This is a genomic window from Aeromonas sp. QDB68, from assembly GCF_027707405.1.
GTDB lineage: Bacteria > Pseudomonadota > Gammaproteobacteria > Enterobacterales > Aeromonadaceae > Aeromonas > Aeromonas caviae.
Genome location: NZ_JAPCIQ010000006.1, coordinates 82,812 through 101,747 on the forward strand (window position 1 = coordinate 82,812; position 18,936 = coordinate 101,747).

23 protein-coding genes are annotated in these 18,936 nt (G+C 62.2%); 10 read left to right on the forward strand and 13 right to left on the reverse strand.

What is annotated here, in order from left to right:
* Positions 1–49: 49 nt before the first annotated feature.
* From PG892_RS03820 to PG892_RS03835, 4 genes are all read right to left on the reverse strand, one after another.
* Positions 50–613, reverse strand: coding sequence for an NnrU family protein (locus tag PG892_RS03820; protein WP_223930538.1), 564 nt, complete (start codon positions 611–613; stop codon positions 50–52).
* A 261-nt stretch (positions 614–874) separates the two neighbouring features.
* Positions 875–2,008 (reverse strand): glycerate kinase, encoded by a 1,134-nt coding sequence (locus PG892_RS03825; protein WP_223920098.1) that lies wholly within the window; start codon positions 2,006–2,008, stop codon positions 875–877.
* Positions 2,009–2,017: 9 nt separating this feature from the next.
* Positions 2,018–3,280, reverse strand: a complete 1,263-nt coding sequence (locus tag PG892_RS03830) for a GntP family permease (protein WP_223920097.1) — start codon at positions 3,278–3,280, stop codon at positions 2,018–2,020.
* A gap of 119 nt (positions 3,281–3,399) precedes the next feature.
* On the reverse strand, positions 3,400–4,515 hold the full coding sequence (locus PG892_RS03835) for a sugar diacid recognition domain-containing protein (protein WP_039039965.1): 1,116 nt from the start codon (positions 4,513–4,515) through the stop codon (positions 3,400–3,402).
* Between the two features lie 206 nt (positions 4,516–4,721).
* Between PG892_RS03835 and PG892_RS03840 the strand changes: the two genes are divergently transcribed.
* The 3 genes from PG892_RS03840 to PG892_RS03850 all read left to right on the forward strand — a co-directional run bounded on the left by PG892_RS03840 (position 4,722) and on the right by PG892_RS03850 (position 6,438).
* Entirely contained in the window at positions 4,722–5,096 is a 375-nt protein-coding gene (locus PG892_RS03840) for a YacL family protein (RefSeq protein WP_039039964.1), read from the forward strand.
* 49 nt (positions 5,097–5,145) lie between these two features.
* Positions 5,146–5,436, forward strand: a complete 291-nt coding sequence (locus PG892_RS03845; RefSeq protein ID WP_039039963.1) for a hypothetical protein — start codon at positions 5,146–5,148, stop codon at positions 5,434–5,436.
* Between the two features lie 171 nt (positions 5,437–5,607).
* On the forward strand, positions 5,608–6,438 hold the full coding sequence (locus PG892_RS03850) for a CPBP family intramembrane glutamic endopeptidase (RefSeq protein ID WP_042864458.1): 831 nt from the start codon (positions 5,608–5,610) through the stop codon (positions 6,436–6,438).
* 75 nt (positions 6,439–6,513) lie between these two features.
* Here PG892_RS03850 and PG892_RS03855 read toward each other — a convergent pair whose 3' ends face one another.
* From PG892_RS03855 to PG892_RS03875, 5 genes are all read right to left on the reverse strand, one after another.
* The gene (locus tag PG892_RS03855; protein ID WP_029313762.1) at positions 6,514–6,933 is read right to left on the reverse strand and encodes a DUF4426 domain-containing protein; all 420 of its coding nucleotides are present in this window, start codon (positions 6,931–6,933) and stop codon (positions 6,514–6,516) included.
* Positions 6,934–6,951: 18 nt separating this feature from the next.
* Entirely contained in the window at positions 6,952–7,251 is a 300-nt protein-coding gene (gene yggU, locus PG892_RS03860) for a DUF167 family protein YggU (protein ID WP_010673054.1), read from the reverse strand.
* Positions 7,251–7,802, reverse strand: coding sequence for a YggT family protein (locus PG892_RS03865; protein WP_010673053.1), 552 nt, complete (start codon positions 7,800–7,802; stop codon positions 7,251–7,253). Before PG892_RS03865 ends, yggU begins: the two co-directional genes overlap by 1 nt.
* 23 nt (positions 7,803–7,825) lie before the next feature.
* Positions 7,826–8,650: a pyrroline-5-carboxylate reductase gene (gene proC, locus PG892_RS03870; RefSeq protein ID WP_201901732.1), complete on the reverse strand. Its 825-nt coding sequence runs from the start codon at positions 8,648–8,650 to the stop codon at positions 7,826–7,828.
* 123 nt (positions 8,651–8,773) lie between these two features.
* Positions 8,774–9,475 carry a YggS family pyridoxal phosphate-dependent enzyme gene (locus PG892_RS03875; protein WP_042014924.1) on the reverse strand — a complete coding sequence of 234 codons (702 nt, stop codon included), beginning with the start codon at positions 9,473–9,475 and terminating at the stop codon, positions 8,774–8,776.
* Between the two features lie 39 nt (positions 9,476–9,514).
* On the opposite strand from PG892_RS03875, the gene tapT reads away from it, so the two are divergent.
* Genes tapT through yaaA form a run of 3 tightly spaced genes read left to right on the forward strand, consistent with a single transcriptional unit; the run spans position 9,515 to position 12,488 of the window.
* The gene (tapT, locus tag PG892_RS03880) at positions 9,515–10,549 is read left to right on the forward strand and encodes a type IVa pilus ATPase TapT (protein ID WP_010673050.1); all 1,035 of its coding nucleotides are present in this window, start codon (positions 9,515–9,517) and stop codon (positions 10,547–10,549) included.
* Between the two features lie 23 nt (positions 10,550–10,572).
* Positions 10,573–11,682, forward strand: coding sequence for a PilT/PilU family type 4a pilus ATPase (locus PG892_RS03885; RefSeq protein ID WP_161470417.1), 1,110 nt, complete (start codon positions 10,573–10,575; stop codon positions 11,680–11,682).
* A gap of 32 nt (positions 11,683–11,714) precedes the next feature.
* Positions 11,715–12,488 (forward strand): peroxide stress protein YaaA, encoded by a 774-nt coding sequence (gene yaaA / locus PG892_RS03890; RefSeq protein ID WP_161470418.1) that lies wholly within the window; start codon positions 11,715–11,717, stop codon positions 12,486–12,488.
* Between the two features lie 194 nt (positions 12,489–12,682).
* Here yaaA and srmB read toward each other — a convergent pair whose 3' ends face one another.
* The gene (gene srmB, locus PG892_RS03895) at positions 12,683–13,903 is read right to left on the reverse strand and encodes an ATP-dependent RNA helicase SrmB (RefSeq protein WP_041210934.1); all 1,221 of its coding nucleotides are present in this window, start codon (positions 13,901–13,903) and stop codon (positions 12,683–12,685) included.
* Positions 13,904–14,030: 127 nt separating this feature from the next.
* On the opposite strand from srmB, the gene PG892_RS03900 reads away from it, so the two are divergent.
* Together PG892_RS03900 and brnQ are read left to right on the forward strand one after the other, a co-directional pair.
* Positions 14,031–14,741 (forward strand): tRNA1(Val) (adenine(37)-N6)-methyltransferase, encoded by a 711-nt coding sequence (locus tag PG892_RS03900; RefSeq protein ID WP_049636473.1) that lies wholly within the window; start codon positions 14,031–14,033, stop codon positions 14,739–14,741.
* A gap of 235 nt (positions 14,742–14,976) precedes the next feature.
* Positions 14,977–16,239 carry a branched-chain amino acid transport system II carrier protein gene (gene brnQ, locus PG892_RS03905; protein ID WP_045523295.1) on the forward strand — a complete coding sequence of 421 codons (1,263 nt, stop codon included), beginning with the start codon at positions 14,977–14,979 and terminating at the stop codon, positions 16,237–16,239.
* Between the two features lie 90 nt (positions 16,240–16,329).
* Here brnQ and PG892_RS03910 read toward each other — a convergent pair whose 3' ends face one another.
* From PG892_RS03910 to zur, 3 genes are read right to left on the reverse strand one after another with little or no spacing between them, the layout of a single operon-like run.
* The gene (locus tag PG892_RS03910) at positions 16,330–16,557 is read right to left on the reverse strand and encodes a hypothetical protein (protein WP_049636474.1); all 228 of its coding nucleotides are present in this window, start codon (positions 16,555–16,557) and stop codon (positions 16,330–16,332) included.
* Between the two features lie 5 nt (positions 16,558–16,562).
* On the reverse strand, positions 16,563–17,024 hold the full coding sequence (locus tag PG892_RS03915; protein WP_010673043.1) for a chemotaxis protein CheX: 462 nt from the start codon (positions 17,022–17,024) through the stop codon (positions 16,563–16,565).
* On the reverse strand, positions 17,014–17,472 hold the full coding sequence (gene zur / locus PG892_RS03920) for a zinc uptake transcriptional repressor Zur (protein WP_049636537.1): 459 nt from the start codon (positions 17,470–17,472) through the stop codon (positions 17,014–17,016). Before zur ends, PG892_RS03915 begins: the two co-directional genes overlap by 11 nt.
* A gap of 136 nt (positions 17,473–17,608) precedes the next feature.
* Between zur and dusA the strand changes: the two genes are divergently transcribed.
* Together dusA and PG892_RS03930 are read left to right on the forward strand one after the other, a co-directional pair.
* Positions 17,609–18,595, forward strand: coding sequence for a tRNA dihydrouridine(20/20a) synthase DusA (gene dusA, locus PG892_RS03925; protein ID WP_103260859.1), 987 nt, complete (start codon positions 17,609–17,611; stop codon positions 18,593–18,595).
* Positions 18,596–18,597: 2 nt separating this feature from the next.
* On the forward strand, positions 18,598–18,747 hold the full coding sequence (locus tag PG892_RS03930; protein ID WP_080944170.1) for a hypothetical protein: 150 nt from the start codon (positions 18,598–18,600) through the stop codon (positions 18,745–18,747).
* The last annotated feature ends 189 nt before the right edge of the window (positions 18,748–18,936 follow it).

Here is an 18,936-nt window from a genome sequence, read left to right on the forward strand (position 1 = left end):
CCCATTATTTTGTCCATCATACGCAAGACCCCGGAATCTGGTTCAGGGATCAGTGCAGGGGGATCCCGGTCAGCCAGCCGTGTCCCCAGAAGATAAGCAGAGCCGTGAGGGCCAGCCCCGCCCCCAGACTGATCCCCGTCCCCTGCCAGGTGGCGGCGGCACGGGGGTGACGGCCCCACTCCCGCATCGAAATCCAGACGATGCTGATGAGAGCCCAGAGACCGAGCCCGCCAAACAGCACCAGGGAACGCGCCTCGCTGTTCACCGCCAGATGGGCCCCCGACCAGAGCAGCACCCCGAGCAGCTGGGGGTGCACCAGCCAACGACGGAAATGGTTCGCCCCCTGCCCCGCACACAGCAGGACAAGGGCGATCGGCATGATCCCCATCACCAGGGTGGGCCCCCAGACAGGCAGAAAATAGAGGGGCATGGGGCTGGCACTGCGCCAGCCTGCGAGGATGCCGCCGATGGCGACGAACACCAGCAGCGAGAAGAGCCCCTTGTAGCGGTTCTCCCCCAGCCGCTCCCGCAGACGGGCGCGGTGCTGTGCCGCGAAACAGGGGTAAAGATGAGTCAGGGTGAACAACACCCCCCCCAGGGTCAGCAGGATCATGGCTCGCTCCTCGCATATTGCCCCCCGGAATGGGAAGCCCTCCCTCAGGCGGGCCTTGTTTCTCGTGGCTCCCTCACTGTCGGGAGATCACTATGCCGCAAAGCCCCTTGTCAGAATACAAAAACCATATGAAAGACAGCAGGATAATAAAAAAAGCCGACCCAAGGATCGGCAAGTGCGTCAGAGGTGCCACGCCGGGCCGCTCACTCTGCTGCACGGGGCAGGGTCAGGCCGATGCACCGCATCGGCCAGGAGAGAGGGTCATTTGCGCAGCAGGTAGAGAGCCGCCACGTTGCGGGCCGTGAGCTGCAGGTTGGTGGTGGCGGTGGCCAGCGCCTCCGGCAGGGACATGGCCCGATTGACCACGGCGAACACCGCATCCAGCCCGTGCTCGTGCACCACGCCGCAGTCATCGGTGAGGCATCCGGCGATGCCGATCACCGGCTTGCCGAACTGCTTGGCACAGCGAGCCACCCCGATGGGCGTCTTGCCGTGGATGGTCTGGCTGTCGATGCGGCCCTCGCCGGTGATGACCAGATCCGCATCGGCCACCGCCTCGGCCAGGTTCAGCGCCTCGATGACGATCCGGATGCCGGGTTTGAGCTCGGCGCCGAGCAGCCCCACCAGGGCTGCCCCCATGCCGCCTGCGGCCCCCGTTCCCGGGATCTCCTTCACCTGCTTGCCAAGCGCCTGCTCGATGCAGTCCGCGTAACGGGCCAGATTGGCATCCAGCTCGGCCACCATCTCGGGAGTTGCCCCCTTCTGCGGACCGAACACGGCGGACGCCCCTTTCGGGCCGCACAGCGGATTGTCCACGTCGCAGGCCACCTCGATGGTGAGTCCGGTCAGACGGGGGTCCAGCCCGCTCAGGTCGATGATGGCCAGCTCGGCCAGACCGGCACCGCCCGGCGCAATGGGGGAACCATCTGCTTTCAGGAGCTTGCCGCCGAGTGCCTGGATCATGCCGGCACCGCCGTCATTGGTGGCGCTGCCGCCGATGCCGAGGATGAGGTGGTTCACCCCCATCTCCAGCGCGGCCAGGATCAGCTCCCCGGTGCCGACACTGGAGGTGAACCGCGGATTGCGCAGCTCGGGCGCCACCAGATGAAGGCCGGAGGCCGCCGCCATCTCGATGACGGCGCGCTTGCCATCCCCCAGCAGGCCCACGAAGCCCTGCACCCTGTTGCCGAGGGGGGCGGTCACCTCGACCGGCAGGATGCGACCACCGGTGGCATCCACCAGAGACTGCACCGTCCCCTCGCCGCCATCGGCCATGGGCAGCTTGACGTAGGTGGCATCCGGCAGCACCTGCTTGAAACCGGCCTCGATGGCATCGGCCACCGCCATGGCGCTCAGGCTCTCCTTGAATGAATCGGGGGCGATCACAATTTTCATATCAGTTCCTTAGGCGAGGCCAAACACGCCAAACATCAGGGTGGAGACAACGGCGATGGTCAGACCGACCGCGGTTTCGTAGGGGATGAGCTTGAGCCGCTCGCCGACGCCCATGTGGACGCTGCCGCCGGTGGCATGGAAGAAGGAGCCGTGGGGCATGTGGTCAAACACGGTGGCGCCGGCGTGGATCATGGCGGCCCCTGCCAGGCTGCTGATCCCCAGTTCAATCAGAGTGGCGCTGAACACGTTGGAGGCCACCACGGTCCCGGCCGTGGTCGATGCGGTCGCCAGCGACATCAGGGCACCGGAGATGGGGGCCAGCAGATAGGAGGGCAGACCGGAAGCGGTCAGGCCACTGATGAGCACATCTTTCAGGCCGGAGTTGGCGATGATGCCCGCCAGGGTACCCGTCCCCAGCAGCATGATGGCCACCGGCGCCATGCGGGCGAGACCGGAGACGGCAAACTGGTTCACCTTGCTGAACTTGCCCATCATCAGGGCGCCGACCAGACCACCGAGGGGCAGTGCAATGAGCGGGTCCACCACGATGCCGGCGATGGGGCGCAGGGCCAGCAGCAGGATGGCCACCAGCGGCGCACTGATGGCGGCGGCAAAGCCCGGCAGCTTGCTGCCATTGAAGCTCACCACCTCGTCGGCGGCGACCTTGCTGCCCTTGTTGTTGAGGCGCTTGGCCAGCCAGTAGGCCATCACCAGCCCGAACAGGCCCGGGATGATGCCGGCCGCCATCACCGAGGTGAGCGGCAGGTGGAAGGCATCGGCTGCCGCGATGGCGTTGGGGTTGGGAGACATGACGTTGCCCGCCTTGCCGCCGCCGATCATCGCCAGCAAGATGGCCGCCTTGGAGAGGTCGGCACGGCGGGCGATGGCCAGCGCTATGGGGGCGACCGTGATGACGGCCACGTCCACGAAGACGCCGACCGCGGTCAGGATCAGGGTAGCCAGGGCCAGTGCCAGCAGGGCACGGGTTTCGCCGAGTTTCTTGACGATGGTCTCGGCGATGGTGGTGGCGGCGCCCGATTCGATGAGCACCCCGGCCAGCACACCCGCCGCCAGGATCCGCATCACCGCCGTGGTGATCCCCTGGGCGCCGCCGATCATCAGGGCGACGGTCTGGGTCAGGTCGGCGCCACCGATCAGGCCACCGGCCAGGGCACCGACAATCATGCCGTAAGCAGGCGGCACCTTCTTCAGGATGAGGAAGATGGCGATGGAAAGCGCGGCGAGCGCGCCGAGCGCGGAGACTGGGATCATGACGGGCACCTTGTTGTTGTAATGAGTGGCGCCATTATGGGGATCCCCGCCTGGAATGCTTTGGCCATAAAACCAAAAAAAGCATTTACCGGCCTTGTATTTTTGTTGGAAAAGACAAATCAGCTATCGAGACTGAGCCCGAGATAGAGCAGAAACTTGTCATCTAACTTGTTGAAATTCAAGCCAGTTATCTGTTCTATCCGGGTCAGTCGATAACGCAGGGTGTTGGGGTGAATGAACAGGGCTTCGGCACAGGGATGCAGATCACAATCCTGCAAGAAATATTGGCGCAGCGTCTTTTGCAGCGTTCCCTTTGTGTCCTCCTGCGCCAGCTTTTGCAGCGGAGCCCGCAACTGATCCGCCTGCCAGGAGTCCGCCAGGGTGCCGAGCAGCACTGAAAGCCGGTAATCCTCGAAGAAATAGACCTGCTTACGGGGAGACTGGCGCATGCCACGGCGCAAGGTGTCTCGCGCCGTCTGGTAGGAGAGCGCCAGCCCGGGGATGCCGGCGAAGTAATCACCCACCCCGATACGAACCTTGAAATGGGGAATACGGGAGAGCAGCTGCCGGATCCGGCTGCGCTCCTGCGCCGACTGCCAGACGCCGTCGCTGAGCTGGGCGGGTTTGAGCACCACTATCTCGTCCAGGCCGTTGATGGCCACCAGGTTGTCCCGCTCCGGGTTTTCCAGCAGGTGAACCAGCTCCCTCACCTGGGCGGGCTCGGCCTCCTCCAGCGCCAGCACGGCCACCACCCGGGGCTGGGCGAGATCCAGCTCGAGGAAGCGGGCCACCTGTTGCAATTGATCGGCCCGCCCTTCGCCGCGAATGAGCTGCAACACCAGCTCCTCCTTGTGGCGCTTGTCCCACTGCAACTGCTCGGTGAGCGCCGCCTGTTCCAGGATGAGCTCGGCGGTCATGCGCACCAGCTCGGCGTAAGCACGCACGATGTCCGGATCCCCAGAGATGCCGATGACACCGAGCAGCTCCCCCTGATAGGCGATGGGCAGGTTGATGCCGGGCCTCACCCCCTTGAGCTCCCGGGCGGTGGCCTCGCTTATCTCCACCACCCGGTTCTCGGTCAGGGCCAGCACGGCCCCCTCGTGGCGCTGGTGCAGCCGCTCCGGATTGCCGGACGCAATGATGAGTCCCCGTTCATCCATGACGTTGACCGAGAACGAGAGGATCTTCATCGCCCGGCTGACTATCTGATGCGCGAGCGCGTCGTTGAGCTGCATTGCCTCTCCATACCATTCGTTGACAGGGTCCCCGGCGTGCGCCATCACCGGGATCACCCGTTAAAGATCCCACATCATCAAGACAAGCGCGGGGGGGATCGCTAGAATAGGCCACTTTACGCTATCAGTGCCCCACCATGGATCAAGGATCCGGCATCATGCCGCTTTGCGCCGTGGTGGTTTCACCCTCCGATATGGACTCCGCTATGGATTATGAATTTCGCCGCGACCCGTTCGGTGGCTATCGCGCCCGGTTCTCCATGGGCCATGAAGCCATCGGCCAGTGGTTGATCGACGAGGTGGGCAAGGACGAGGAGAAGCTCGACGAGCTGTTCGCCATCATCGACCAGCTCTCCAGCCGGGCCCGCACCGAATACCGGCTGCTGGGGGGCGACTACTCCCTGCTGCTGACCCACGAGGAAGCCGAGGTGAAGGCCAATGTCCTCAATATCGAGCAGGACGAGGATCTCGACGATCTCGCCTACTACGATGATGAACAGCTGGCCATGTGCGGGCTGGAAGATTTTGCCCAGGTACTCGGCTCCTGGCGCGCCTTTATCCGCAACGAGGATATGGGCTGATTACCCCCATTCGGGCGAGCATGCCCCTTGCAACCCAACAGGATTGACTATGTCCATTTACGATTTTGATGACGAACTGCCGGAAGACGAGCTGGATCAACCGAAGAAACCCGCCCAGCCCAAGAAGAAGGGCAAGCAGGTGCTGAACACCCAGGTCAACCTGAGCCCGCGCGATGCCAGCCGCCTGAACGGCATGCACGTCGAGGCCATCACCACCCTGGATGACGTCAGTCTGCCGAAGAACGTCATCTTCAAGGCCGGTCTCATCGCCCTGGGCGAGCTGGAAGCCAGCAAACGCGCCGACATCATCGCCCGGGTCATCGCCGAGTCCGGTCGCTGATACGGGAAGGCCATCGCCTCTCTCGGTGGCATCTTGCCGCCGTCCAAGCCGGAGCCCAGCTCCGGCTTTTCATTGCGCGTCTTCTGCCGGCCAGTCTCGGCCACCCCCTTGTCCTTGAACCAGACCATGGGGATCGTTAAGGTGCGCCCTTCATTCATACAAGGAGACTCGATGTTACCACTCCCCGATATCCTCATCTGGCTCGTCCTGGGGCTGGCCGTACTCTGCTGCCTCGCCCGCCGGACCAGGCCCGGCATGCTCCTGTTGGGACTTGCCCTGCTTACCGCCCTCTGGCTTGAGCGACTCGCGCCCCTCGCCGCTCTTGTCAGCCTCGCCGGTCTGCTGCTGGCCTGGCGCACTCCCACCCTGCCCCCACCCTGGCGCGGCGTCGCACTGACGCTGGTCCTGCTGTGGTCCCTCGCCCTGACGCTGCATCTGGTGCCCGGCTTTGACAATCTCAGGGTGCTCGACAAGGTACAGGCGGGCCCGGCCAGCGTGCCCTTCACCCTCTACCTCAATCTGGACAAGCCGCTCATTTTCTTCGCCCTGCTGCTGGCCATCCCCGGCCTGCTCGGCCCGGGTGGAACGATGCGCTGGCGGCCGCTGGCCCTGCTCATCCTACCGCTCGCGGCCCTGCTCATCACCGCCTGGCAACTGGGCGCCCTCAAACCCGAAGCGGGACTGCCCCACTGGTGGTGGCTGTTCGCGTTCAACAACCTGCTGTTCACCTGTGTGGCGGAAGAAGCGCTGTTCCGGGGATGCATCCAGCAAGGGGTGGCAAGCCGAAGCACGCCCTGGGCAGGTCTCCTGGTCGCCAGCCTGCTGTTTGGCGCAGCCCATCTTGCCGGTGGCCCGTTGCTGGTGTTGTTCGCCGCGCTGGCGGGGGCCTGCTATGGCCTGGCGTTCCAGCTGAGCGGGCGCCTCAGTGTCGCCATCCTGCTCCACTTCCTGTTCAACTTCGCCCATCTGGCCCTGTTTACCTATCCCCTGGCCAGCCACTGACGTCGAGCACAGGTTCACCGGGCAAAAAAATGCCCCGCCCCCGTGGGGGCAGGGCATCTGCATTCACCCTGCAATCTAGTCGACGTAGAAGGTCTGCTGGAAGGTCAGCGTCTGCTGCTGCCCCTCCCCCATGATCTTCAGGGTGAACTGGTAGGTGTCCTCATTGCGATAGGGCAGCACTGCCAGGTAATAGATGGCATTCCCCTCTTTCACCTCCTGAAAATTCAGGGTGCGAAGGGTGCCGGTCAGATTGCGGGCTTCGCCGCTGATCCCCACCGCCTGTGCCACCCCCTGCTTGTTCTGCACCGCGATATTGACGATGCCGTTATAGCGGCTGCGCTCCAGGCCATAGGTCCTGGCTACCTCGGGGGTGAGGAAGCTGGAGTTGAACGCGCTGTAGTGCACTTTCCAGGGGCCCAGCTCCTGCATCTGCTCAGCCCGCAGCGGCAGCGTCATCAGGAGTGCCAGCAGGCAACTCATCCAGGCTGTTTTCATGATGTCATCCCTCTCGTATCAACCCTGATTATCGAGCAGAGCGGCAATCTCGGCGGGGATCTGCTTTGGCGCGTCGATGGCGACCGTCTTGTGCCGACCCAGCTCCCCCCGCAGGATGCGAACCTGCCCCTTGGCCACCTTGCACTGCTTGGCCAGGTACTTGATCAGGTGACTGTTGGCCTGACCATCCACCGGCGGTGCCGTGATGGCCACTTTCAACTCGTCACCGTGCAATCCGATGATCTGATCCCGGCTCGCCTTGGGCTGGATCATCAGATGCAACACCAGCTCGTCCCCTTCCAGCAGGACGGCGGGCATCAGATCATCCACCACAACTGGCCGAACAGATCCCCCATCAGGTAGTTGATAGCCTGCAGCGCGATGAAGGCGACCAGCACGGAGAGATCCAGCCCGCCCAGTGCAGGCAGGATGCGGCGAATGGGGGCCAGGAAGGGTTCAGTGAGCTGGTGCATCACGTATTCAATGGGGTTGCGACCCTGGCTGACCCAGCTCAGGATGGCGCGGATCAGCAGGATCCAGAAGATCATGGAACCCGCCTTCTTCAACACGGTGAGCGTCGCAAACAGACAGAGAGTGAGCCAGTCCGCCTGCAGCACATTCATGCTCTTGAGCAGGACCAACTTGCCAAAGGCGATCAGCAGCGCCAGCAGCACAGAGGCCATGTCCAGCCCGCCAAAACCCGGGATGACGCGGCGCAGGGGCACCACCAGCGGGTTGGTCAGCTTGACCACCATCTGGCTCATGGGGTTGTAGAAGTCGGCCCGCGCCCACTGCAGCCAGACCCGCAGCAGCACCACCATGAGGTAGAGATCAAAGACAGTGTTAATCAAAAAGTAAGCCGTGTTCATCCGGGCTCCTTGCTAAAAGGGATTCAGAAAAGGGTTTCCATTTCGCCGGCCCGGGTAACGGCCGCCTGCATGGCTCTTGCGGTCAGCGGCATCAGCCCCTGCTCCTGGAATGTCTTGACGGCCTCGGCCGTGGTCCCGCCCTTGCTGGTCACCTGCTCGCGCAGGGTCTGCAGCGACAGCTCGGGATTTTGTTCCACCATGGCGGCCGCCCCCAGGGCGGTTTGCTGCACCAGCAGGCGAGCCTGCTCCGGCGTAAAGCCCATGGCCTCGGCCTCCTCGGCAATCGCCTGCATGAACAGGAAGAAGTAGGCCGGGGCACTGCCCGCCGCCGCGATGACGCCGTTGATGCCGGCCTCCTCATCCACCCAGAGGGTCTTGCCCACGGATTGCATCATCTGTTCGGCCACCGCCCGATCGGCCTGCCCGATGGCGGGCGGTGCATAGAGCCCGGTCATCCCCAGCCCCAGCAAGGAGGGGGTGTTGGGCATGGTGCGAATGATGCGCTCGTGACCGCCTGCCATCTCCTGCAAGCGCGCGACGCGAATGCCGGCGGCGATGGAGATGAGCAACTTGCCATCCAGCGAGCCAAGCTCGGCCACCAGTGCCGTCAGCATGCCCGCCATCAGCTGGGGCTTGACCGCCAGCACGATCACCTCGGCCTCGCGGGCCGCCTCGGCGTTGTCCTGGGTGATACGGATGCCGAACTGGCTGGCCAGTTCGTCCAGCTTGGGGCGGCTGGGATTGGCGGCGATGATACGCTCTGCCGGGTAACCCGCCTGGATGAGGCCGGCAATGATACTGCGGCTCATGTTGCCTGCCCCGATGAAGGCGAGGGTTCTCTGCTGCATCAAACACTCCTGTTACTGACATCGCAGCGGATGCCGACCCAACCTGTGCGGGCTGACAGCATCACACGCGCCTGTTTACCTGAAAAAAAGCACGACCGGGGTGTTTTTCGCCCCGGCTCTTGCTCATGAATAGTCACGGGCCCCGAAGATGGCGGTCCCGACCCGCACCATGGTGCTGCCGTGGGCAATGGCCGGCTCGAGATCCTCGGTCATCCCCATCGAAAGGGTGTCGACGCTCGGGTATTGTTGCGCAAGTTCGGTGAACAGAGCCTGCATGCGCGCCATCTGGGCCGCCAGCACCCCCTCGTCGCAGGTATGCTCGGGGATGGCCATCAGGCCGCGCAACCGCAGCCGCTCGCTTTGGGCCACCAGGGAGGCCAGGCGGAAAATCTCTTGCTCCGACGTACCGGATTTGCTGCTCTCTCCGCTAATATTGATTTGCAGACAGATATTTAGCGGCGCGAGCCCACTCGGTCTCTGGTTGTTGAGGCGTTCGATGAGCTTGTCGCGATCGACACTTTGAACCCAGTCGAACCGCTCCGCCACCAGCTTGGACTTGTTCGATTGCAGCGGGCCGATAAAGTGCCACTCTATGTCTGTACAGGCGTTCTGCTCGCGCAAGGCATCAATCTTGAGCGCGGCCTCCTGGGCGTAGGATTCGCCAAAGCGCCGCTGGCCGGCGGCATAGGCAGCCTGAATGTCCCCCAGCGGCTTGGTTTTACTGACAGCAAGCAACTGGATGTGATCTGGGCTGCGGCCAACACGCCGGGCAGCCTCTACAATACGTTCCTTTACCTGAAGCAGGTGCTGGGCAATCTGGCTCATATTTCGTTCGTAATCTTGTGATGGGAGAATAACAAATCTATGGATATCACAGAGTTATTGGCATTCAGTGTAAAGCATAAGGCCTCGGATCTACACCTCTCGGCCGGGGTCCCCCCGATGATCAGGGTTGATGGGGAGGTTCGCAAGATCAATTTACCCGCCCTGGATCACCGGGAAGTCCATGCTCTCATTTACGACATCATGAATGACCACCAGCGCAAGGAGCTGGAGGAGAACTTCGAGGTGGACTTCTCCTTCGAAGTACCCGGCATGGCACGCTTTCGGGTCAACGCCTTCCAGCAGGCGCGCGGCTCGGGCGCCGTGTTTCGTACCATCCCGAGCACCGTTCTGACCCTGGACGATCTGGGGGCGCCGGAGATATTTCGCAAGATAGCGGAGTACCCTCGCGGCCTGGTGCTGGTGACTGGACCCACCGGCTCGGGCAAATCCACCACCCTGGCCGCCATGGTCGATTACATCAATGACAACTTCCACCACCACATCCTCACCATCGAGGATCCCATCGAATTCGTGCACGAGAACAAGCGCTGCCTGGTGAACCAGCGGGAAGTACACCGCGACACCAAGAGCTTCAGCAACGCCCTGCGCTCGGCCCTGCGGGAAGACCCGGATATCATCCTGGTAGGTGAAATGCGGGACCTCGAAACCATCCGCCTCGCCATGACCGCCGCCGAAACCGGTCACCTGGTATTTGGCACCCTGCACACCTCCTCGGCCGCCAAGACCATCGACCGTATCATCGACGTCTTCCCCGGCTCGGAGAAGGACATGGTGCGTTCCATGCTCTCCGAATCCCTGCGGGCGGTCATCTCCCAGACCCTGCTCAAGCGTATCGGTGGCGGCCGGGTGGCGGCCCACGAGATCATGCTGGGGATCCCGGCGGTGCGAAACCTCATCCGGGAAGACAAGGTGGCCCAGCTCTATTCCGTCATCCAGACCGGGATGACCCACGGCATGCAGACCATGGACCAGAGCCTCAAGCAGCTGGTCAACCGGGGGGTCGTCGCCTCCCTTGATGCCAAGGCCAAGGCTGTCGATCCCAATACCATTTAAGCTCGCACACCCAAGGAGTCGCCATGAACATGGATGTTCTGCTCGCCGCACTGGTTGAACAAAAGGGCTCGGATCTCTTCATCACGGTCGATGCCCCCCCGACCCTCAAGGTCAACGGGCGTCTGGTGTCGCTCGGACCGGCTCCCCTCGACAAGACGACGGCGCTGGCGTTGATCAGGGAGAGCCTGGACGAGACCCACTTCGAGCGCTTCCTGCACACCCGCGAGGCCAACTACGCCATCCAGCGAGGCTCGCTGGGGCGCTTTCGGGTCAGCGCCTTCTGGCAACAGGATATGCCGGGCATGGTGCTGCGCCGCATCGAGACCCGCATCCCCACCTTTAACGAGCTGGTGCTGCCTCCCATCCTGCAGGAGGTCGCCATGGCCAAACGCGGGCTGGTGCTCTTCGTCGGCGCCACTGGCGCCGGCAAGTCCACCACCCAGGCGGCCATGATCGGCTTTCGCAACCAGCACGGTGACGGCCACATCCTGACGGTGGAGGATCCGGTGGAGTTCGTCCATCAGCACGATCGCTGTCTGGTGACCCAGCGGGAGGTGGGGATCGACACCGCATCCTTCGATGTCGCCCTCAAAAACTCCCTGCGCCAGGCCCCGGATGTCATCCTCATCGGTGAAATCCGCTCCCAGGAGACCATGGAGTTCGCCATCCAGTTCGCCGAGACGGGGCACCTCTGCCTCGCCACCTTGCACGCCAACAATGCCAACCAGGCGCTGGATCGCATCCTGCATCTGGTCCCCCAGGAGAAGCACCGCCAGTTCCTGTTCGATCTCTCCTTCAACCTGCGCGCCATCGTCGCCCAGCAGCTGCTCCCCTCCGCTCACGGGCAGCGCCGGGTCGCCGCCTTCGAGATCCTGCTCAACACCCCGCTCGTCACCGACATCATCCGCAAGGGAGAGATGCACAGACTCAAGGAGGTGATGACCAAATCCGGCGAGCTCGGCATGCAGACCTTCGATCAGGCGCTGTTCGGCCTGTTCTGCGCCGGCCAAATTGGCTACAGTGAGGCCCTTGCCCATGCCGACTCCGCCAACGACCTGCGACTGCTCATCAAGCTGTCGGGTCGCGAGCAGCTGGGCGCAGGCACTCTCGACAACGTGACCCTGGATGAATGAGGGGCGTGCGTCACCGCTAGTAAAGGACAGTTATGCTGATTGTGGTTTCCCCGGCCAAGACGCTGGATTACGAGTCACCCCTGGTGACCTCCCGTTTCACCCAACCCGAACTGCTGGACCACTCCGCAGCACTGATCACCCGGGCTCGTCAACTGAGCCCGGACCAGATCGCCAGCCTGATGAAGATCAGCGACAAGCTCGCCGGCCTCAACGCCGCCCGCTTTGCCGAGTGGCAGCCTGACTTCACGCCGGCCAACGCCCGCCAGGCGCTGCTGGCCTTCAAGGGGGACGTCTACACCGGTCTGGCCGTAGAAGATTTCAGCGAGGCCGACCTCGACTTCGCCCAGGCCCACCTGCGCATGCTCTCCGGCCTTTATGGCGTGCTGCGGCCGCTTGACCTCATGATGCCCTACCGCCTGGAGATGGGGATCCGCCTCGACAACCCGCGCGGCAAGGACCTCTACCAGTTCTGGGGCGACATCATCACTGAGCACCTGAACAAGGCGCTGGCGGCCCAGGGGGACGACGTGCTGATCAACCTCGCCTCCGACGAGTATTTCAAGTCGGTGCGCCCGAGAGCCCTGCAGAGGCGCATCATCACCCCGGTCTTCAAGGACGAGAAGAACGGCCAGTTCAAGATCATCAGCTTCTACGCCAAGAAGGCCCGCGGCATGATGGCACGCCATATCATCAAGCATCGGCTCACCCGGGTGGAACAGCTGACCGGTTTCAATGCCGACGGCTACTACTTCGTACCGGAAGAGTCCGACGTCAATACCCTGATGTTCAAGCGCGCTGAAAATTAATTACACATTCAAGGGAACCAAGTCGGAGATCCTCGGGTCTGACTCTGTGAATCCTCTGTTGTAAGCACTTTTTGTTGGCCGACGTCCTTGCGTCGGCTTTTTTCTGCGCCTCTCTCAGGGCACTCCCCAGGCAGCAGACAGCAGACAGCAAAACGGCCATCCTGGGATGGCCGTTTCAACTGTGCTCGGGGGCATTACTTCTTTTTCTTCTTTGCCGACTTCTTGGCATCCTTCGGTTTTTTCTTCTTCACCGGCACCCGCGCTTCCTTGTGTCTGGGGCGCAGCTCATCGATCACCCGGCGCTTGAGGCGCTCCTCGGTGTAGCGTTCGATCTTGGCGACCATGGCCATGTCGTGAGCTTCCACCAGGCTGATGGCGCAGCCACGGTTGCCGGCACGACCGGTACGACCGATGCGGTGCACATAGACATCCGCGCCGTAGGGCATGTCGTAGTTGATGACATGGCTGACGTTCGGCAGGTCGATGCCGCGGGCGGCCACGTCGGTGGCGATGAGGAAGGGCACCTCCCCTTCGTGGAACTTGCGGATAGACTCGATGCGCTTGGCCTGCTCCATCTCGCCACGGATCCAGGCGCAGGGCACGCCTGCCGCCTGCAACTGGCCGGAAAGCTCCGCCAGTCGCTCACGGGTCTTGACGAAGATGATGGCCTTCTGGGTTTCCGGGTTTTTCAGGATGTGCACCAGCAGAGCCAGCTTGTGGGCGGCATCATCGGCCAGGTGGATCCACTGGGTGATGGGGCGGCGCTCGCTGCGGGGCGGCTCGGCGTGCAGCTCAACCGGGTCTTTGAGGATCTCGCTCGCAAACTTCTCGAGGCCGGCCCCTTCCAGGGTGGCGGAGAAGAGCATGGTGTGCTTGCGGTAGCGCGCCTCTTCCACGATGCGGTTCACGTCCTTGATGAAGCCCATGTCCAGCATCCGGTCCGCTTCATCCAGCACCAGCACCTCGATGTCGTGGCTCTCGAACTCCTCTTTCTCGATGTACTCGAGCAGACGGCCCGGGGTGGCCACCACGATGTCGGTGGTCTTGGTCAGGGCAGGCAGCTGCTCTTCATGGCTGACACCACCGATGATGGTCTCGATGCTGAGATGGGTGTGCACCGCCAGGGCCTTGGCGTGAGCACTCACCTGCAGCGCGAGCTCGCGGGTCGGAGTCAGGATCAGCATGCGGCACGGACCCGGCTTGCGACGCGGGAAGTCCAGCAGGTGCTGCATCGCGGGCAGCAGGAAGGCGGCGGTCTTGCCGGTTCCGGTCGGCGCAGAAGCCAGAATATCGCGGCCGTCCAGGGCTGGCTCCAGCACCATCTGCTGGATGGTGGTGGGGCGGGTGAATCCCATCTCGGCCAAGGCCCGACTGAGGGCTGGATTCAGGTCGAAATCATCAAAGGACTGGCTCATGGCAATACTCGGTCATTAAGGAAGCGGCAGATTATAGGCGATTATGCCGCCGGCTCCTATGGTGACTGTGGCTTAGCCGCTATAATCGCCGGCCATTTTCCGCGGGCAGGCACAGGAGGAGGGCCGAATGGGGCGCAACAACGGTTTCACGTTCAAGCAATTTCACATCGATCACGACCGCTGCGCCATGAAGGTCGGTACGGACGGCATTCTGCTGGGAGCCTGGGCGCCGGTCGACAGCGCCCGCCGGGTGCTGGACATCGGCACCGGCAGCGGCCTCATCGCCCTGATGCTGGCCCAGCGCAGCACGAACGACTGCCACATAGACGGGGTGGAGCTGGATAAGGATGCAGCCATGCAGGCCCATGAGAATGTGACGGCCTCCCCCTGGCGTGAGCGGGTCACCATCATAGAGAGCGCCATTCAGGATCACCTCGCCCCCCCTTACGATCTCATCGTCTCCAACCCGCCCTATTTCCCGGCAGGCCAGACACTTCGCGATCCGGCCAGGGCTCTGGCCCGTCATACCGGGGGGCTCGACCCAAGGGGATTGCTGGCCGCCAGCGATCGCCTGCTGAGCCGTACCGGGCAACTGGCCCTGGTGCTGCCCACGGCGATGGCGGATGAAATTTTATGCATTTCGTCGAGTTATGATCTGTATGAGCGTTGTTATCTGGCTGTTACTACCAGAGAGGGGAAAGAGGCAAATCGTGTTTTATTGCTGCTTGGCAGAGGATTAAACAAGTGCGAGAGGGGTGAAATTGTGATCCATTCTGCCACAGGAGGCTATTCCGACAGATATATCCAACTAACCAGCCCCTTCTATTTGAAGATGTAAATTTTGCCTTGAACTATTTTTTCACATCATTATGCTGACTGCTAAATGAGCGCCCGCTCAAGACCAGTTCAAACCACTGGTCGCGATGAAAAAACCAGCGGGGCTCTTTTTTTTACCCCCGGAAAGTGCCGGTCACTGACAAATAAAAAACTATAACAAGCAATAGTTTACAAGACAGACGAGGTTGAACTTGACGAAATCACTCACATTGTCCGATGTACTCGGATTGGGCTTCATGACCTTTGCGTTCTATCTGGGCGCAGGCAACATCATCTTCCCGCCCCTGGCCGGCTTCATGGCGGGTGAGCACCTCTCCCTGGCCATGCTGGGCTTCCTGGTCACCGCCGTGGGCCTGCCCCTCATCACCATCATCGCCGTCGCCAAGGCTGGCAACGGCTGGGCCGGCATGACCAAGCTGCTGCCGGCCGGCGTGGCCACCGCACTGGCCGTCGCCATCTACATCATCATCGGCCCGGCCTTCGCCGCCCCCCGTACCGGCCTGGTGGCCTACGAGATGGGCCTCAAGCCCTTCCTTGGCGACATGGGACCATCCGGTCTGGCTGCCTACACAGTACTGTTCTTCGGCGTGGCCATCCTGGTCTCCCTGAACCAGGGCAAGCTGATGGATGCCATCGGCAAGTACCTGACCCCGCTGCTGATGCTGCTGCTGCTGACCCTGGCCATCGGTGTCTTCGTCGCACCGCAAGGAAGCATGCCTGCCGCATCCGGTGACTACCAGAGCACCCCCTTCGTGAAGGGCATTCTGGAAGGCTACAACACCATGGACACCCTGGCGTCCCTGATGTTCGGCGCCCTGATCGTCGACCTGCTGCGCCAGAAAGGCATCCATGACTACCAGAGCCAGTTCAAGTACCTGGCCATCGCGGGCATCATCTCCGCCATCGGTCTCTCCGTGGTCTATGTCTCCCTGTTCCAGCTGGGCAACACCGCTGCCGGCGTCGCCACAGACGTGAGCAACGGCGGTGCCATCGTCAACGCCTACGTGCTGAGTCTGTTCGGCCAACCGGGTCAGTTCATCCTGGCAGCCATCATCACCCTGGCCTGCTTCACCACGGCCGTCGGCCTCATCTCCGCCTGCTCCGACTTCTTCCACAACCTGACCGGCATGAGCTACAAGAAGCTGGTCGTGTTGCTGGGTGTCATCTGCGGCATCGTGGCCAACGTGGGCCTGAGCCAGCTCATCAGCCTCTCCATTCCGGTGCTGGTCGCCATCTACCCGGTTGCCGTGGCGCTGGTACTGGTCACCTTCCTGAAGGGTTACTTCGGTCGCCCCCGCCTGGTGTTCCGCTCCGTGCTGCTGGTCGCCTTCCTGTTCGGCTGCCTGGACGGCCTGGGCGCCGCCGGCATGAAGATGGATGCTTTCGCCTTCCTGCCGCTGTTTGACAAAGGCCTGGCCTGGTTGCTGCCGACCCTGCTGGCCTGTGGCCTCGGTGTCATGGTGCGTGGCAATGGCAAGCTGGCTGCAGAAGCGGCCTGATAACAGATCTTGACCAAATGAAAGAGGCCAGCATTTGCTGGCCTCTTTTTTGTTGGTGCAATCTGGTTCATCCGTTGTGGAGAGCGCTCTTCAGAGGACGGTTGCTGGCTTGGGTTTGCCTGCAAGACCGTACCAGTGATGCTCAAACCGGCCCTCATGCCAGCGCAGGGTGCACCAGGGCTGGTCAGCCTGCCAGCGCGGGAAGTTGATCTCCACGCGGTTGTCTTCGTACTTGTAGAGAGAGGTGCTGATCTCGATATCCGACAGGATAAGCAGCACCACCCCACCGATGACACTCCATTTCAGCATCTTCCACATGGCGATTACTCGAAGCAGATCTCGATGGTGGCACGGCCATACTCCGATTCGAACGGCATCATGATCTTGGCGCCGTCGGCCCGGTGAGTGATGGTGTGATTGGGACCGGAGACGATGACCGGGGTCGCCATGTCGAACTCATAGCCCTTCTCCCCCAGCATGCGTTTGGCGCCGCCCGTCACCATGTTGGTGATCTCGCCCACCATGTCGGTCACTTCCTCGTTGATGGTGGCCGGCGCCTCCCCCAGCATGCGACGCATGATCTCCAATGCCAGCCCCTTCTCGAAACTGATGGAGAGGGAGCCCCGGGTCTGCGGACCCACCATGCCAATCAGGCCGGAGACATCTCCCCGAGCCAGCTCGTCCGTCTTGCGCTTGGGCGCGCCCGGTTTGAGTTCCAGCTGTGCCATGGTGGAGAGCACGTTGAGCAGGGAGAGCAGGAACGGGTTTACAAAATCAGCCTTCATCTTGACTTCCTACGGTAACGGAACAGCGGGCACATTGACCATGGGCTTCTATGGTCTTGTTGGTAATAGTAAAACCATGCTGATGAGCCTGCTCGGAAAAGGCGCCGTCGATGGCGGGATCGTGCAGCTCCACTACCTCACCGCAACGATCGCAGATCAGCAGTTGCATCGGGTGGGCATGGTCGAAGTGGCAGCAGAAGATGAAGGCGTTGAGCGACTCCACCTTGTGGGCAAAGCCCTGTTCGAGCAGGAAGTCGAGCGCCCGATAGACGGTAGGCGGTTTGGCATGAGCCTCGGTCTGCTGCAACTGGGCCAGCAAATCATAGGCACTGATGGCATTGCCGTGGGCGGCAAGCAGCCGGAACACCTGGCGCCGTGTCGGGGTGAAACGGATCCCTCGCTGCTCGCAGAGGCGTTCCGCTCGTTGTAGAAGTTGGTCTTGATTCATGTTCACGCAGATACCCTGTCAATTAGCCGGATACTATCACAGGGCCCCCAGTGCGCGGCGACAAAATTCATTTTCTGGGGCTGTCTCACGTTGTGATAGAATCCCGCCCCTTGTTTGGCCAACCCGGATGATTTTTATGCAGGCGCAGCGCTTTTCCATCGCCCCCATGCTGGACTGGACCGATCGGCATTGCCGTTATTTCCACCGTCTGATGACCCGCCAGACCCTGCTCTATACCGAGATGGTGACCACGGGCGCCATCATCCATGGCAAAGGGGATTATCTGGGTTACAGCGAGCAGGAACACCCTCTCGCCCTGCAACTGGGTGGCAGCAACCCGGCAGACCTGGCCCGCTGCGCCAGGCTCGCCGAGGAGCGCGGCTATGACGAGGTCAACCTCAACGTCGGCTGCCCTTCCGATCGGGTGCAAAACGGCCGCTTCGGCGCCTGCCTCATGGGCGAACCCGCGCTGGTGGCCGATTGCGTCAAGGCGATGCGCGACGTGGTCGACATTCCGGTCACCGTGAAGACCCGTATCGGCATCGACGAGCAAGACTCCTACGAGTTCTTGCAGGCCTTCATCGAGCAGGTACGGGACGCCGGTTGCGATACCTTCATCGTCCATGCCCGCAAGGCCTGGCTGAGCGGCCTGAGCCCGAAAGAGAACCGCGAGATCCCGCCCCTCGATTATCCTCGCGTCTACCAGGTCAAGCAGGATTACCCGGAACTGACCATTGCCATCAACGGCGGAGTGACCAGTCTGGAACAGACTCTTGAACATCTGCAGCACCTCGATGGGGTCATGATGGGCCGCGAAGCCTACCAGAACCCCTACATTCTGGCCCAGGTGGACAATCTGGTGTTCGGCGAGAACCATGCCGTGCCAAGCCGCCACGAGGTGGTGCGGATGATGCTGCCCTACATCGAACAGGAGCTGGCCAAGGGCAACTACCTCTCCCACATGACCCGCCACATGCTGGGGTTGTTCCAGAACATGCAGGGGGCGCGCGCCTGGCGTCGCCATCTGAGCGAGAATGCCTGCAAGCCGGGGGCCGACATCCAAGTGGTGCTGGATGCCATGGCCAAGGTGCCGGAGTTCGCGCCGGCCGACGCGGTGGAGTGATCATGTACCGCTTCACCGGATCCTGGCTGCACAAGGCCCTGGTGCGTCTGTGCGCCGGCCTGCTCACCATTCTCGGCATCAAGCTCAGCGCCTTCTATTTCATCGGGCTGCTGATCGTGCTGGGGCTGCACCGGGACCAGATCCTGGGCTAAGCGCCCCACGCTCCCGAACAAGAAAAAGCCGGCGCCCCTGCGCTAATGCCGATCAGTTAAGGATCCATTGACCGATCCTCAGGCTGTGTAAGAATCCGAAACTCCTTGTTGTGTTTCGGATTTTTTTATGCGTATCGACCAAGCTCTCGACTTCATTCACGCCTGTCCTCCCGGAAAGTTTGAGTCCCT

Excerpts from the sequence above, each read along its gene's own strand:
- PG892_RS03820 (WP_223930538.1), bottom strand. The coding sequence starts at position 613 with ATGATCCTGCTGACCCTGGGGGGGGTGTTGTTCACCCTGACTCATCTT.
- PG892_RS03825 (WP_223920098.1), bottom strand. The coding sequence starts at position 2,008 with ATGAAAATTGTGATCGCCCCCGATTCATTCAAGGAGAGCCTGAGCGCC.
- PG892_RS03830 (WP_223920097.1), bottom strand. The coding sequence starts at position 3,280 with ATGATCCCAGTCTCCGCGCTCGGCGCGCTCGCCGCGCTTTCCATCGCC.
- PG892_RS03835 (WP_039039965.1), bottom strand. The coding sequence starts at position 4,515 with ATGCAGCTCAACGACGCGCTCGCGCATCAGATAGTCAGCCGGGCGATG.
- PG892_RS03840 (WP_039039964.1), top strand. The coding sequence starts at position 4,722 with ATGGATTATGAATTTCGCCGCGACCCGTTCGGTGGCTATCGCGCCCGG.
- PG892_RS03845 (WP_039039963.1), top strand. The coding sequence starts at position 5,146 with ATGTCCATTTACGATTTTGATGACGAACTGCCGGAAGACGAGCTGGAT.
- PG892_RS03850 (WP_042864458.1), top strand. The coding sequence starts at position 5,608 with ATGTTACCACTCCCCGATATCCTCATCTGGCTCGTCCTGGGGCTGGCC.
- PG892_RS03855 (WP_029313762.1), bottom strand. The coding sequence starts at position 6,933 with ATGAAAACAGCCTGGATGAGTTGCCTGCTGGCACTCCTGATGACGCTG.
- yggU (WP_010673054.1), bottom strand. The coding sequence starts at position 7,251 with ATGCCCGCCGTCCTGCTGGAAGGGGACGAGCTGGTGTTGCATCTGATG.
- PG892_RS03865 (WP_010673053.1), bottom strand. The coding sequence starts at position 7,802 with ATGAACACGGCTTACTTTTTGATTAACACTGTCTTTGATCTCTACCTC.
- proC (WP_201901732.1), bottom strand. The coding sequence starts at position 8,650 with ATGCAGCAGAGAACCCTCGCCTTCATCGGGGCAGGCAACATGAGCCGC.
- PG892_RS03875 (WP_042014924.1), bottom strand. The coding sequence starts at position 9,475 with ATGAGCCAGATTGCCCAGCACCTGCTTCAGGTAAAGGAACGTATTGTA.
- tapT (WP_010673050.1), top strand. The coding sequence starts at position 9,515 with ATGGATATCACAGAGTTATTGGCATTCAGTGTAAAGCATAAGGCCTCG.
- PG892_RS03885 (WP_161470417.1), top strand. The coding sequence starts at position 10,573 with ATGAACATGGATGTTCTGCTCGCCGCACTGGTTGAACAAAAGGGCTCG.
- yaaA (WP_161470418.1), top strand. The coding sequence starts at position 11,715 with ATGCTGATTGTGGTTTCCCCGGCCAAGACGCTGGATTACGAGTCACCC.
- srmB (WP_041210934.1), bottom strand. The coding sequence starts at position 13,903 with ATGAGCCAGTCCTTTGATGATTTCGACCTGAATCCAGCCCTCAGTCGG.
- PG892_RS03900 (WP_049636473.1), top strand. The coding sequence starts at position 14,031 with ATGGGGCGCAACAACGGTTTCACGTTCAAGCAATTTCACATCGATCAC.
- brnQ (WP_045523295.1), top strand. The coding sequence starts at position 14,977 with ATGACCTTTGCGTTCTATCTGGGCGCAGGCAACATCATCTTCCCGCCC.
- PG892_RS03910 (WP_049636474.1), bottom strand. The coding sequence starts at position 16,557 with ATGTGGAAGATGCTGAAATGGAGTGTCATCGGTGGGGTGGTGCTGCTT.
- PG892_RS03915 (WP_010673043.1), bottom strand. The coding sequence starts at position 17,024 with ATGAAGGCTGATTTTGTAAACCCGTTCCTGCTCTCCCTGCTCAACGTG.
- zur (WP_049636537.1), bottom strand. The coding sequence starts at position 17,472 with ATGAATCAAGACCAACTTCTACAACGAGCGGAACGCCTCTGCGAGCAG.
- dusA (WP_103260859.1), top strand. The coding sequence starts at position 17,609 with ATGCAGGCGCAGCGCTTTTCCATCGCCCCCATGCTGGACTGGACCGAT.
- PG892_RS03930 (WP_080944170.1), top strand. The coding sequence starts at position 18,598 with ATGTACCGCTTCACCGGATCCTGGCTGCACAAGGCCCTGGTGCGTCTG.